Source organism: Salinicoccus sp. CNSTN-B1 (assembly GCF_054792835.1).
The window spans coordinates 1461028-1475168 of record NZ_JBTWMN010000004.1; the positions used below are offsets into that span (position 1 = coordinate 1461028).

Below are 14141 nucleotides of genomic sequence, written 5' to 3' on the forward strand. Positions count from 1 at the left end.
TATTTCAATAATCTGGATTTTCTATTAAATTGATGTGCCGACAGAATTATCAGATAAAGGCATTCAGGAAACAAAGAGTTTTGATTTTTGACGTGCCCAGTTAAAAATGTCGTCTTTTTCAAATATTGAAACCTTCTTTTTAAAAGTAATCCAAGTATAGTTTTTATGAAATAATCATTGATAGCAATGACATGAAGGGATAATGTATAATATACATTTAACGGCAGGTGCCGAAGTTATTTTATGAAAAGCAGACGGAAGATTTAATACAATAACATTACAGAAAATCAGTAAAGTTCCAGACCCATTATAAACGAAAGGGAATCAAGGGGAAATTAACGTGAAGTCTACAAGCATTATCAAAAAATCCGGAAATCTGTATCATATTTCCGATGAGGCCAAAGTACGATTCATTGTCAAAATGAAAGGAGGAAACTTATGAATTCAGAAAAGGAACCAACCAGTCTACTTTCCCTCCGTTCAGTAGGATCTCTGATTGCTCTAGTTGTATTGGGCGCATCACTGCTTTGGGTGAGCTTCAATACGGAGTTGCCCTCACCAGAGGCGTTGCGTGAAACCATTCTTAGCTATGGCTGGGCCGGTTGGCTGGTATTTCTTGGAATCACTACCGCAATAGCCATCACCCCCATTCCTGTAACAGTGCCGGCCCTGGTGGCAGGGTCCCTTTACGGCTTGATAGAAGGAACCCTGCTCTCCTTCTCCGGCGTGATGGTTGGTTCCTGGATCGGTTACTGGTTAGCCCGTGCTTTAGGCCAACGTATTGTCTTCCGCCTTTTAGGACGCCACAGTACCATTGTACAGAATTACCTCAGCAATGCAGGGTTCTGGGCAATGTGTACTGTAAGGCTGATGCCTGCATTACCTTACTGGCCAATAAACTATGGGGCTGGTGCTTTAGGTGTGAAACAATATGCATTCGTTTCCGCCACCTTTGTCGCTTCCATGCCGGGACAGATTTCTCTAGTGGCTTTGGGAGCATTTGCATCTAACCCATCAATTTTCCATGGCACAGTATTGGTTATTGCCTGGATTGCGGTGTTGGTCTCGACTTGGATTTCATATAAATACTGGCGGAGTACAGCACCTGAACGAAAAGAAACTGAATCAACCGAACAATAGATTAAATAATTTTATTAGCTAAAAAACCCGGGCAATGAACATTTATGGATTGTGTTCATTGCCCGGGTTAATTGTTTAATATTATTTATTGGATGTGCTTATTTCATTTACCGCAAGGATTGCATTGGCGATTTCTTCAGGAGTAATTTTATCACTTAAGTTAGAGAACGTATCTCCCGGGTCTGTAGCAAGCTCTCCAACTTTAACCAGATCTTCGAAGCTGGTATTTTCCAAGTGCATTTCTTTTAGGGTTGTTGGCATACCTATACTTTTGTAAAAATCGATATATTTATGCAATGTTTCATCCGAAGCATTCTCAAGGACCAATTGTACAAGGGTGCCATAAGTTACCTTCTCCCCGTGTGAGAGATTGTGGATATCCCCTGACAGAGAAGTGAAACCGTTATGGATGGCATGGGCTGCAGCCAATCCGCCGTTTTCAAAACCAAGTCCTGAAAGCAGTGTATTCGCTTCAATAACCGCTTCGACATGAGGTGTCACTAAACCTTCTGACGCAGCTCGGTACGCAGAATCACCATATCTAAATAAAGTTTCTTCACATTTTTCTGCGATGGCCATCGAAGCTAAAGTAGGCTGTCCACCCACCATATTTTCACCATGGCTTTTTAGAGCTGCCCTTGCCTCTACCAGAGTCGCCATGGCATCACTCATTCCTGAAGCAAAAAGTTTTATCGGAGCATTCACGACTACTTGCGAGTCGATGATGATCAGATTAGGGTTTTTGTCATAAAACTTATAGCCTGTAAATTCACCGGATTCTGAGTAGATTACAGAAAGTGAACTTGACGGCGCATCAGTTGAAGCCGTTGTCGGAACGATGATGACAGGCGCTTCCAAACTATCGGCTATTGCTTTTGCTGTATCCAGTGTCTTACCGCCGCCTACTCCAACCACTGCGTCAGAGCCTTTATTTTTAGCAACCTCACTTAACCTATCAATCTCTTTTTCCGAGGCTTCACCATTAAAGGCTTCATAGTCAAAATCTATATCGGTATCTTTAAAACTTTGCGTAATCGTTTCACTGGTAATCGACCAAACCATATCATCGGCAATGACCATTGGCTTTTCGGCCAGTTTACGGGTCTCTTCTCCCAAATCTTTTAATACGCCTGCCCCTGTACATATTTACCTGGTGATTGAAATATCATTCTTGCCATTTTATAACCTCCCAATAATTTAATATCCATTAATAATTTTACCCTGTAAGCAAAAAAGTATGCCTCTGTGCTGTCATAGTATGATGGACAGTTCTTCTATCAGCCATTTATCAAAAAAGGGAACTCCAGAACTGCTATATGGAAAGATTTTCTCATCTTATTTCTTCCTTAATTTAATTTGATAGGACAGGCACTCATCCAACGATGCGCTTTTTTTGGAATATGCCCGTCTCAAAATCCATTGCACCTGAAGGATAATAGGCTATAATATGCATTCCTGCCTTTCGCAGAGCGTATAAATCTGCTCGGGTGAATAGCAAGCGAGGGATTGTGTAATCGCTTCGTTCTCTTTGCCTTTTTCCCGCCAGGTATCGGTCATTCTATTTCCCGTTTCGTCGTAATCATACTTTCGAATAATATTTTCTATACCAAATGGATACATTTCCTGACCAGTGATTTCTTGCCAATATAGAGGTTGATAAATATCGATTAGTGCGTACCCGTCGTCACTCAACCAATTGAAAATCCTTTGCAGCAAAAATGACTGATCGTCGTCATTGCCGACACCAAATCCATCAAGATACAAAATCAGATCGAAATTCCGTTGTAACTTTATCGTATAGAAGTCGCCACACAGCACTTGAATATTTTGATGGGCATGTTTTTTCGCATATTCACAAATTTCTTCCACCAATTCTATAGTTACTATTTCTCTATCCTGACGCGCCAGTATATTAGCTATATCACCGCGTCCAGCTCCCAATTCCAAAACCGTTGTAAAAGGCCGCCCTACTTGTTCTTCTAATAATGAAACTTCATCTTCAAAGAAGTGATTGGGCGGGTAGGCGAAATTGGATGTCATTAATTCATATTGACTCTTATAATAAGTTTCTACCCAATTTGTCTTCATAATTTCTACTCCTTGTATTCTCTAATCAGCGCATAGAGTATAATTTTACTTTTAATCATATCATCTTTCGACTAGTAGACATCCATAAATAATAAATCTAAGATTAATTTCAATATTAGATATAGAAAATTATAACTTATTTGACTGAATATTAAGAATAACATAGAATGAAGATATTCATGGTTAATATGGGTTTTAACAGCTCCATGAACCATTTATATAAGCAAGGCGCCTTATATAAGCATCAGTGCGTCATCAATATTGATAAAGGGGATGTTTTTATGGGTAAGGTAAATCTTCAGGTCGCAAAAGAAATTATAGCGGCGGCTGAGAAGCAGGCAGAAGATATCGGAGTTAAAATGGTGATATCTGTTTTGGACGAAGGCGGTAACCTGATCGCTACACATCGCATGGATGACGCGTGGCTCGCGAGCATCGACATCGCACAGAATAAAGCATGGACTTCCGTAGCGTTGAAGATGCCGACTTCGAACCTCGCAGAAGCAACGGTGCCAAACGCCGAACTCTACGGTCTGAATACCACCAATCAAGGCAAGATTGTAGTATTCGGAGGGGGCTTCCCTCTTGAAAAAGATGATAAAGTCATCGGTGCCATCGGCGTAAGCGGCAGCAGTGTCGAAAATGATACCAAAGTATCACAAGCTGGTGTAGATGCATTTGAGAAGATGAATCTGTAATTCCATGATTTGCTGGAGATATTATATCGGGATCGGACATCCGTAACCGGCCCCGATATTTTACTGTCCGAATCAAGATCACCTTCTTTCAAGCTACACCAAAAAGAGCAGCTATGGGATAGCTGCTCTTTTTATCGTCCTAAAATTCTTCATGCTGCTCTGAATCCAATCTGCCCCCTCGTGCCACTAGTTTATATGCTATCCAAATTATAATCGCGGTCATTATAATCAAACCAGCATACACGAGCCACATACCCTCTAGAAGACCAGCCTGCATCATGGCCGCTGTCACATTCGTCAATGCATGGAGCACGATTGCTGCTGGGAACAGCCACCATTTCCCCTTCTTCATCACAGATGTAAACACGATGATGGACAGACCAATATGAACAGTGATGGCAAGGATGCGTTCCACAATTGAAAGTACATAGGTGAAGGCCGGTGTGCCGGCAATCGATTCGATGAGTGCTGGCGGCAGATTATCGACTACACCACTTCCGTTGTTTATCATAATGCTGAAGACGATTGAATTCAGCATGCCGAGACCCAAAACTATGATGGCTTCAATCCCCCCATGGCCGATGCCGTATGAAACCGCCGAATCTACCTTGTTGTATTTGCGCTTCATCAGCAAAAAAGCAGTCAGGCGTCCGGTTTCCTCGAATATCCCCGCAGCCAGTACACCGTACAGCACATAAAGCCAAGGTGATCTATCAAGCAGCGGAATCGTTCCATCCATCGCGGGCTGAAGCACCAGGAAATGGCTGATCTGTTCAAGCACCATGGCGAATAAGATGAATATCGCAGAACCAATCAATATAGGAATCCATTGGATCTTGAATCTACGCCTTAATATAAGGATGAAGACAAATGGTAACAATACTGCAGCTAAGCCTGCCAATACCATAAAAATAATCTGTGTTGTACCAACCATAAAGTTCTCCTCTTTTACTTAATGATAACAATGGCATACAAGAAATGGAATGCCTGCCAACAACAAACACCTACCCTTCCTTACAGGCGCACACATTTTTCTTCTCCATTCATCTGCAGATGGCGACCTTTATAATATATATTTGATATACTCGACATGAAAGGCCTACATATAGAAACGGAGCGTAATCATAATGACGATCACTGTTAAAAGAAGTACCAATTCCATCGGAATGGGCACAGCTTTGAACATCAAGGCTGACGGCAAAAAAATCGACAGAATCTACCATGAAGAGGAGAAGGAAGTTGAGTTGGAGCAACCAGTTGCAGAACTGAGCGTTTCCCGCGGACTGTCCCGCAGCAACACAATAAAAGTGGCCGATGAAGAGTACATCATCATCCGCTCTACTCCATGGCGCACACTGTCCTTAGTCATATTAATCGTCCTGCTAGCCGTCATAATGTTGCTTGTCGATACATTTTTCCATCAGGCCATCGCCTTTTTGGGACTGTTGCTCTATGCTTTAGTTGCTGAATACAGCTTTGAACAGTTCAGGTTGGAAAAGGCGGAATTTGAAGCACACACTGAATTTTAAAGCGTTCTAGTACGCCTTTCACGGTGCTGGCTGAACAGGAAGAAGTAGACACCGGTCAATACAATTATGCCACCCATCACCTGAAGGGGCGTCAAACTTTCGGACAGTATGAAATAGGCAAGAAATGATGCCCCCACAGGTTCCAAAAGCATAGCCATGGAAACAGTTGTAGGGTTCAACTCGTTAAGCAGATAATTGAATATCACATGGGCGATTGTCGGAAGAATGGCGAGCAGAAGGAACAGGCTCCATTCCCGAGGTCCGTATCTGAACAGTTCAGTGTCGGTGACAATGTTGTAGAGCAACAGAAATATGCCGGCGATACTGAATACTAGAAAGCTGTAGACCCAGTGCGTCAGGTTCCGGACTGTATTCTGGCCGATCAGAAAATATGCCACAACAGCCAACACCCCAAGAAAAGAAAGCATGTTCCCAAAGATGGCACTTAAGTCTGTGAAGCTAAAATCACCCAACTGATGAGTACCACACCAAAGAATGAGATGAAGACGGCTGTTACCATCTTTGCTGAGACTTTCTCTTTATATAAGAGGTAGGAAGCCATCATTGCGACAAGTGGCTGTAACGCAAGAATGACAGTCGAACTTGCAACGGAAGTCAACTGTAGGGAAGCAAACCAGGAATCCGAAATGCATGGCCAAAAAAAGCCCCGCCGCCATCAACGCCCACCACTCTTTTATGGTGGGTTTCAATAGTTCACGTTTGTACGTGAAGACGATCGGCGACAACAATATGCCGGCAAACAGCATTCGGTACATGCTGATGATGCTTGCGGGGGCTGCTGACAATTTCACAAAAATTGCGGCGAAAGCAATGCAGACAACAGAGAGGGCCAGTAATGCCACAACAGATTTTTTCATCATTACACTCTTTCCGAAAAATACTCTTTTATTTTAATTTGACTTATTATTCAATCAATTAAAGGGTATCATATTTTTGGCTCAAAATAGTGGTTTCTGAGCCATTGAAGATACAACTATCTATAAGTTTGGAGTGGAGCCAATGGAACATTATATGCGGTTATTCAAAACCCCTTTCAATATGATCCAGTCAGGATATAAAACCGTAGAAGTAAGATTGAATGATGATAAGAGACGCACATTAAAACCTAATGATACGATACACTTCACTGTACTGCCCGAAGAGGATCAATCTGTAGCAGTGACTGTGGAAAAGTTGGAGACCTACCCCACTTTCAAGGATATGTACACCAACATAAGTGCCAAAGCGCTCGGCAATGACCGCGGTGAATCAATCGCGGAAATGGTCCGGAACACTTATGATATATACAGGCACGAACAAGAAGAGAAATGGGGAACGGTTGCCATCTATATCAAGCTGGCCGCCGATTCCTAAGATGATTAGAATAGCGGCAGGAGGGGCAATATGTATTGAAAGACTTTCATAAAAGGAAGCAGTTAACCATATCATGACTTAAATAAACTCTTTAGGAGGTGGCACCATGACTGCTTCGCAATTGATCATATTGCTGCTGATCGGCTATATGGTCTTTACAATAGACAAAAAGAAGAATAACTTTCCTGTGCCGGTAGTACTTGTGCTGATTGGCATTGGATTATATTTCATCCCCTACTTCTCATCCATCAACTTGACCGAAAACACCATCTACCATGTGTTCCTGCCGGCCCTTCTATTTACATCTGCCTATCAGTTTCCAGCTGATAAATTCCGGAAAAATGTCGGTATCATCGCTTTTCTTGCCACTATCGGCATCATGTTGACAGTGGCGATCCTCGGCGCGGCAATCTACGCGTTGAGCGGTCCTTTCGTGTCGATATCCTTCCTCGGCGCACTGGTCATTGCGTCGATTCTCACTCCGACTGACCCTGTTTCTGTCGTGTCGATCATACAGAGTGCGTCAGATGATGAGACAGTGGCCGATGTCGTTGAAGGCGAATCGATGATCAATGATGGCACAAGCATTGTCATCTTCAGTACGCTTTCCGGCATGTATACTGGCAGCCAGTCTTTCGGGGTATTCACGTTTCTTGGGGAATTTCTGTTTGTCTCGTTAGGTGGTACATTGCTCGGCGTTGTGTTCGGTTGGCTGATGAGTAAGGCGGTGCACTTCATCCATAACAGGCAGTACCAGGTCATGCTGAGCATCATTTTGGCCTATGGCCTCTTCAACCTTGCTGAAGCCGTTGGTTTCTCCGGTGTGCTTGCAACAATTTTTGCCGGTATCATGCTGTCGTTTGAATATAGCCGCGCAAGCAAAGAAGACCATTTCAGGGAAGCGCTTGATGGGTTCTGGGAAGTCGTGGAACTATCTGTATTGTCCCTTCTGTTCCTACTGATTGGTATCGAAGCGGCTAAATTCCTCATCTTCGACGGGTGGGTTTTTGCCATCATCGTCTTCATTTTGGCACTCGTGACCCGCTTCATCATCATTATGTCGACTACGCAGATATTCCCAAAATGGCGCCATCACATAAGTTGGCGCGAGTCCACTCTGATTTCATGGGCAGGACTAAAGGGCTCGATGTCAGTCTACCTGATACTGAGTCTGTATTCCCAGACGGATTCGGCAGATTCTGCAATGATCATCTCACTGGCATTTGCAGCCACCCTTGCTTCGCTGGTGATACAAAGTCTTGGCGTCTCACCTCTATCCAAGAAACTGCTCAAATAGACACTCATCTAGACATCGAAATATAGATGATGATGGAGCGCACATCCCTCATTGAAGGCAGCATGACAATTGGCACAACTGGATCGTGATAAGTAATCATGGATGGTATGGATATGCCCACAGGCTCCGCATAGTATGGCAGGCGTATAAAATTCTTCCTTCTGCCATACTGCTTTAACATGATCCGCTGCTTCCTGGTGGCATTTGTAGCATGGATAATATGTATTACAGCACTTGAACTTGATGGCGACGATATCTTTATCGGAATGGTAATGGATGCATCTCGTCTGTTCATCAATTGGTGAACCATGGATTTCATTCATTGGATAAGACTCCCCTCATCCCCTTTTAGGGTTGGAATATAATAGTAAAACCGTTATCATAGAACCTAACATAAATTAAATGATCTGACTATTCAATAAGTTAAGGCCACATTTCGCACTAAACTCTCTGCTTATAAGAAGATTATATTTATCTGACCAATTCACGATTCAATGGAGTGCATGTGTATGAAAAAGCAAGTCATCCTCCTCATATTTCTGGCATTGTGCTTTCTTACAGGATGCGACGATCAGACGGATGAACTCTCCGGCAGATCATTCAACCTCATCTATCCTACCAGTCTCCCTAGCGGCCAGAGTAATCACCAAGGGTTGACCGTCTTCAAATTCAAGGATGGAGCGGTTGAAACCCCTTATATTAATGAGGCCAAGGGAGAATACGATTTGGAAGAAGAGGAACTCAAGGTGGTCTTCCAGGAGGATTCCCAAAAGTTGAACATCACTTTTGAAGATTTCGACGCCAGCACCAAAAACTACAGCACATACTCCGCCGTCATAGAACGAGCAGAGCTCAAAACATCAGGCGATCAGAAGGCGCGGGGCTTATCCAGATTGAAGCGAATATTCAAAGTGGATTTCCCTGTGGAGTTCCTGGAGAGATAGAGGGCCCGACATTGGCTTTGTAGGCTCTTTAAAACAGAATACTTCATAATAAAAAGGATGCTCATCATGAGCATCCTTTTTGTCTATCATTATAGTGCCGTCACGCCGCCGTCTATGACGAATTCTGAACCGGTAGAGTATCTTGCTTCGTCTGAAGCCAGGAATACCACCATGTCGGAAACTTCTTCAGGCTGTGCAACGCGGCGGAGCGGTATCGTCTTCTTGAATTCTTCAACCGCTTCTTTTACGCCTTCCTGTTCAAGCATCGGTGTCTGGATGACACCTGGGTGAACAGAGTTCACTCTAATGTTGAATGGAGACAATTCACGTGCACTTGCTTTCGTAAGTCCGCGTACAGCAAACTTAGTATCCGTATACGCTGGCGCGCCCCCTACCAGTCCATTCATTGAAGAAATATTGATTATGGAGCCGCTTTTTTGTTCTTTCATGATAGGTGCCACTGTTTTGGTACCGAGGAATACAGAAACTTGGTTGATGTTTACAATCTTCATATAATCATCAAGTGAAATATCTTCAAGCGCTTTATTGTAAGTGATGCCCGCATTGTTGACGAGAACATCTAGACGCTCGAACTTCTCGATGACTTGGTCGACTACATTTTTCCAGTCTTCTTCATTGGATACGTCATGCTTGATGAACATGGCGTTTTTCCCAGTTCTTTCGCAGCAGCCTGGCCCTTCTCTTCATTGATGTCCGTAATCGCGACTTTTGCGCCTTGGGCGACCGCTTTTTCAGCATGCAGTTTGCCCATGCCTTGTGCCGCTCCGGTAATGATGACTACTTTGCCTTCTAATCGTTTCATTATATGATACTCCTTGTTGTTGGGATTACCTTTATTATTTCACATACCTGCTGATTTGTATAACAATTTGCTCCTGAAATGCCCGTGATCGGGGGAGTTGTTACAATACAATGAACTAGGTTTAGTGATGAAAAGTAAGGGAATATGATTTGGGAGTCAACCGATGATTATTTGGTTGCTATACCAATAGATGAATGAGTAGCCTGCATTAGATTATTGCAGTACTGAAAATATAGGAGGCAAATCATGAACCAATATCAAAAACTCAACAAAAGTTTCATCAATGGTAAATGGGTTGATGGTGCTGATGAGAAGAAGACTGAAATGACGAATCCATATAATGGTGAAACATTGGCGGAAGCCACCATGGCTTCTGTCGACCAAGTGGAAGAAGCGTTCACAGGTGCAGCCAATGCACAGGATGCATGGGGTAAGGATTCCGCCAAAAGAAAAGAAGTGATGGAACAGGCAATCCAGTATTTTAAGGATAATAAAAACGACATTGTGGAAATGCTTACGCTGGAATCCGGTAGTACATCAGTCAAGGCAGAGCTCGAATTCAACTTGACTGTAGGTGTCATGGAGGAATCACTGACCATGGTCGACAAAATCGGCAAATTTGAAGAGAAGGAATCAATCATTCCTGATAAGGTCAATGAGAACTACCGTCTGCCGCAAGGTGTCATTTCCTCGATTGCACCATTCAACTTCCCGCTTTATCTGTCCATGAGGACGATTGCCCCTGCACTCGCGCTCGGTAATGCTGTCGTGCATAAAGCAGATATACAATGTGGACTTGTATCCGGTTCGGCCATCGCCAAAGCGTTTGAGGAAGCGGGACTGCCTTCCGGAATATTCCATTCCATCCTCTCACGCTCAAGCGTCATCGGTGACATCATGTTCAACCATGATGTCATTGGCCATGTAAGCTTTACCGGTTCTACACCTGTCGGCCGCCATATCGGTGAGGTCGCTGGTGAACTGTTGAAGGAAGTTTCATTGGAACTTGGCGGTAATGGTCCGATGGCAGTCATGAGTGATGCAGATGTCGATAATGCTGTGAATGCGGCAATCTACGGTAAATATCTGCACCAGGGACAAATATGTATGGCAATTAACCGCATCATTGTGCACGAAGATCTGTATGATGAATTCACGGAAAAATTCGTAGAACGCTCCAAAAATATTAAATACGGAGACCCTAAAGATCCAGAAGTGGTCGTTGGCCCATTGATTAACAGCAAACAGATGGAGAAGTCTCTTGATAATATCCAGACTGCGAAAGATGCGGGCTTTGAGATACTGCTAGAAGGCGAACAGAAAGGCAATGTGCTGACCCCTACTGTAATCGGTAATGTAGAGAATGACAGCGAACTGGCACAGACTGAAATGTTCTCTCCTATTGCCATAATAATCAAAGGATCATCCGATGATGACATCATCAAGAAATCAAACGACACCCAGTATGGGCTCAGCTCCGCCATATTTTCACAGGATGAAGAAAAAGCACGTCAATACGCACTTGAGCTCAAATTCGGCATGACCCACATCAATGACCAACCGGTCCAGGACGAACCGACTGCGATGTTCGGTGGTATGCGCCAAAGCGGCATCGGTCGATTCGGCAGCCCGTATATCATTGATGAGTTTACAGAGAAAAAATGGGTTTCAGTCCAGAAGAAAACAAGAGAGTTCCCATTTTAATAAGTAAAATGAACCTCCCTCGGGAAATCATATGTTGATTCCCCGAGGGAGGTTTTAATGTGTCCATTTCAATTGGATCCTCCATCTTCAGATTTTGACTCATCAATCGCAATGATGTTTTTCATCACTTCTTTCCAGATTTCCTCGCTGTTTGATCCCATGGACTCGAATATTTCATTCATTTTGCCTCTTTGAACATCGCTCAATTGCTTCTCAAGCGCCTCTCCCTTTTCTGTCAGCTTCAATTCACGAACACGACGGTCGTGTGATGCGGGTTCGCTCGTCATATAACCCATCTCAACCAGTTGACGTGTTGGGGCATGCAGCGCCTGCTTAGTCACTTCTAGCGTATCCAAAAGTTCATGGACACTTATATTCGGTTGTTGGCGACAAAAAAATAGAATTCGATGATGAAGACGATGAATCCCGTGTTGCGAGAGGATGCGGTCAGGTTCTTTTGTAAATGTCCGGTATGCAAAATAAAAAAGCATAAGCGTGTCGTTCAACTGATCTTCACGATTTTTATCCATAGTGCAATTACCTCCTTGTAAAAGAATATCAGAATTAAGTGTCCTTGTGCTGAGTGGCTAGCCATAAAAACGTTAATCTTTTATAGGTCAATAACATTGACCTATAATGATGCTAGTGTTACCCTTTAATCAGACATAAGCTGGTTGGAATCTGGCGCCTTATAAAGCGAAGACCCAGCCATCAGACAATGATTCTATCAGAAACGCATGACAAAATACTAATTTGAGGTGTTTAGAGTGAAATATGAGTATACTGTTTCAGACTATCTATTAGATCGGTTATCAGAGCTTGGCATCCGCCATATGTTTGGCGTACCAGGCGATTACAACTTAGCCTTCCTCGATGATGTCATCGACCATGAAGGTATGGAATGGGTAGGTAACCGCAATGAATTGAATGCCGCCTACGCTGCAGATGGCTACGCCCGCATTAATGGCATTGCTGCTTTGAGTACGACGTTCGGTGTCGGTGAATTGAGTGCCGTCAATGGCATTGCCGGTTCCTACGCCGAGCACGTGCCAGTAGTTAAAATTTCAGGTGCACCGACAACAAAAGTGATGGATAACGGCCTGTACGTCCATCATACACTAGGCGATGGTAAATTCGATCATTTCTCCAGATGTTTCAGGAAGTGACTGCGGCCCAAACTTTCTTGACGCAGGAAAACGCCGCCCACGAAATCGACCGGGTACTGCTTGCCTGTCTGACTGAGAAGCGTCCTGTTCATATTACATTGCCGATAGACGTATACAACAAACCGGCAAGTAAGCCAACATCCCCGCTCCATGAAGCAGTGGCTGACAGCAACCAGGAGGCATTGGAGCAGATGCTTGCTGAAATCACGCCCATGATCAATGAGGCAAAACGCCCTGTCATATTGGCGGGGTATGAAGTGAACCGCTATGAGAACAGGGAAGAGCTGCTGCAGTTCGCTGATAAAACAGGCATACCGGTTACAATTTTGAGTGGCGGCAAAGGGGTATTCAATGAAGAACATCCGCAGTTCATCGGTGTCTATAATGGTGAACTGAGTGCGCCCTACCTGCAGCAACGTGTCGATGAAGCTGACTGCATCATCCAGATCGGAGCCAAACCGACCGACTCGACGACGGGCGGCTTCTCCTACAACTTCTCTGAAAAAAACGTCATTCAGATTTCACCATTTTCCGTAAAAGCTACAGAAAAGAAACACGCGCCTATCACAATGCACGATGCATTGTCTGCGTTGAGTGGGAAAGTCAGCAAAAAAGACCCTAAATCGATGGACATCAAGTCCTTGCACGAGCAGCTTAAGTCTGGCACATATGAAGCCAAAGAAGAGAATCTTCAACAGAACCGCTTCTTTGAACGCCTATCCTCGTTCATGAAGGAAAAGGATATACTGCTTGCAGAACAAGGCACCGCCTACTACGGCGCAGCAACGATGCCGATACCGAAAGATACGATGGTCATCGGCCAACCGTTATGGGGTTCAATCGGCTTTACACTGCCTGCCCTACTAGGGTCTCAACTTGCAGATATGAACCGTCGGAACATCCTCCTTATCGGGGACGGCTCATTCCAACTGACCGCGCAGGAACTGTCGACTATGCTCGCGCAGCAGATCAAACCGATCATCTTCCTGATCAATAATGATGGCTATACTGTTGAACGTGCCATCCATGGTGAAAACCAGCCCTATAACGATATACCGATGTGGGACTATATGAAACTTCAGAAGTATTCGATCCTGAAGGAAAAACTTTGACACTTAAAGTCGAAACTGAGACTGAGCTTGAAGAAGCCTTGAAGGCGGCAGAAGATAATTCAGAATCGATGACCTTCATTGAAGTCATCATGCACCGTGACGACAAACCCGATCTGTTGGAGCAATTGTCAAAACGCTTTGCGAATCAGAATTCCTGATTTTGGCTGAGCGATTATATATGAAAAAGAAGCCCTTTAATTTTTAAAGGGCTTCTTTCTATTCAAATATATTTTTGTAGGTCATATTTGATGATTTTTAGAGTCTCG

The 14141-nt window shown here is 43.8% G+C and carries 12 protein-coding genes and 4 pseudogenes; 8 read left to right on the top strand and 8 right to left on the bottom strand.

Annotated elements, in window-relative coordinates; all coding sequences use genetic code 11:
* Nucleotides 1–438: 438 nt before the first annotated feature.
* Nucleotides 439–1140 (top strand): TVP38/TMEM64 family protein, encoded by a 702-nt coding sequence (locus ACYF68_RS08690; RefSeq protein ID WP_461046387.1) that lies wholly within the window; start codon nt 439–441, stop codon nt 1138–1140.
* Nucleotides 1141–1221: 81 nt separating this feature from the next.
* Here the strand turns inward: ACYF68_RS08690 and ACYF68_RS08695 are convergent.
* Both ACYF68_RS08695 and ACYF68_RS08700 read right to left on the bottom strand, forming a co-directional pair.
* Nucleotides 1222–2318, bottom strand: a pseudogene (locus tag ACYF68_RS08695) (glycerol dehydrogenase).
* Nucleotides 2319–2580: 262 nt separating this feature from the next.
* On the bottom strand, nt 2581–3228 hold the full coding sequence (locus ACYF68_RS08700; RefSeq protein ID WP_461046389.1) for a class I SAM-dependent methyltransferase: 648 nt from the start codon (nt 3226–3228) through the stop codon (nt 2581–2583).
* 281 nt (nt 3229–3509) lie between these two features.
* Between ACYF68_RS08700 and ACYF68_RS08705 the strand changes: the two genes are divergently transcribed.
* A complete protein-coding gene (locus ACYF68_RS08705) occupies nt 3510–3926 on the top strand; it encodes a GlcG/HbpS family heme-binding protein (RefSeq protein ID WP_461046391.1) in 417 nt (138 codons plus the stop codon).
* Between the two features lie 139 nt (nt 3927–4065).
* On the opposite strand, the gene ACYF68_RS08710 is transcribed toward ACYF68_RS08705, so the two are convergent.
* A complete protein-coding gene (locus ACYF68_RS08710) occupies nt 4066–4860 on the bottom strand; it encodes a YhfC family intramembrane metalloprotease (protein WP_461046393.1) in 795 nt (264 codons plus the stop codon).
* A gap of 193 nt (nt 4861–5053) precedes the next feature.
* Between ACYF68_RS08710 and ACYF68_RS08715 the strand changes: the two genes are divergently transcribed.
* Nucleotides 5054–5455, top strand: a complete 402-nt coding sequence (locus ACYF68_RS08715) for a hypothetical protein (protein ID WP_461046394.1) — start codon at nt 5054–5056, stop codon at nt 5453–5455.
* Here ACYF68_RS08715 and ACYF68_RS08720 read toward each other — a convergent pair.
* Nucleotides 5452–5928, bottom strand: coding sequence for a DMT family transporter (locus ACYF68_RS08720; RefSeq protein WP_461046396.1), 477 nt, complete (start codon nt 5926–5928; stop codon nt 5452–5454). The two genes, ACYF68_RS08715 and ACYF68_RS08720, sit on opposite strands and share 4 nt — an antisense overlap.
* Nucleotides 5901–6336 (bottom strand): annotated as a pseudogene (locus ACYF68_RS08725) (EamA family transporter). The gene ACYF68_RS08720 and the pseudogene ACYF68_RS08725 overlap by 28 nt, the downstream one beginning before the upstream one ends.
* 139 nt (nt 6337–6475) lie before the next feature.
* Here ACYF68_RS08725 and ACYF68_RS08730 point away from each other — a divergent pair.
* Nucleotides 6476–6829, top strand: coding sequence for an ASCH domain-containing protein (locus tag ACYF68_RS08730; protein WP_461046398.1), 354 nt, complete (start codon nt 6476–6478; stop codon nt 6827–6829).
* Nucleotides 6830–6935: 106 nt separating this feature from the next.
* Nucleotides 6936–8126, top strand: a complete 1191-nt coding sequence (locus tag ACYF68_RS08735) for a cation:proton antiporter (protein WP_461046400.1) — start codon at nt 6936–6938, stop codon at nt 8124–8126.
* A gap of 8 nt (nt 8127–8134) precedes the next feature.
* Here ACYF68_RS08735 and ACYF68_RS08740 read toward each other — a convergent pair whose 3' ends face one another.
* On the bottom strand, nt 8135–8449 hold the full coding sequence (locus ACYF68_RS08740; protein ID WP_461046402.1) for a CHY zinc finger protein: 315 nt from the start codon (nt 8447–8449) through the stop codon (nt 8135–8137).
* Between the two features lie 186 nt (nt 8450–8635).
* On the opposite strand from ACYF68_RS08740, the gene ACYF68_RS08745 reads away from it, so the two are divergent.
* Nucleotides 8636–9070 carry a hypothetical protein gene (locus ACYF68_RS08745; RefSeq protein ID WP_461046404.1) on the top strand — a complete coding sequence of 145 codons (435 nt, stop codon included), beginning with the start codon at nt 8636–8638 and terminating at the stop codon, nt 9068–9070.
* 89 nt (nt 9071–9159) lie between these two features.
* Here the strand turns inward: ACYF68_RS08745 and ACYF68_RS08750 are convergent.
* Nucleotides 9160–9893: pseudogene (locus tag ACYF68_RS08750) on the bottom strand (glucose 1-dehydrogenase).
* Between the two features lie 246 nt (nt 9894–10139).
* Between ACYF68_RS08750 and ACYF68_RS08755 the strand changes: the two are divergent.
* The gene (locus ACYF68_RS08755) at nt 10140–11597 is read left to right on the top strand and encodes an aldehyde dehydrogenase family protein (protein WP_461046406.1); all 1458 of its coding nucleotides are present in this window, start codon (nt 10140–10142) and stop codon (nt 11595–11597) included.
* 68 nt (nt 11598–11665) lie between these two features.
* Here ACYF68_RS08755 and ACYF68_RS08760 read toward each other — a convergent pair whose 3' ends face one another.
* Nucleotides 11666–12127: a MarR family winged helix-turn-helix transcriptional regulator gene (locus ACYF68_RS08760; RefSeq protein ID WP_461046407.1), complete on the bottom strand. Its 462-nt coding sequence runs from the start codon at nt 12125–12127 to the stop codon at nt 11666–11668.
* 237 nt (nt 12128–12364) lie between these two features.
* Here ACYF68_RS08760 and ACYF68_RS08765 point away from each other — a divergent pair.
* Nucleotides 12365–14033, top strand: a pseudogene (locus tag ACYF68_RS08765) (alpha-keto acid decarboxylase family protein).
* Nucleotides 14034–14141: the final 108 nt, after the last annotated feature.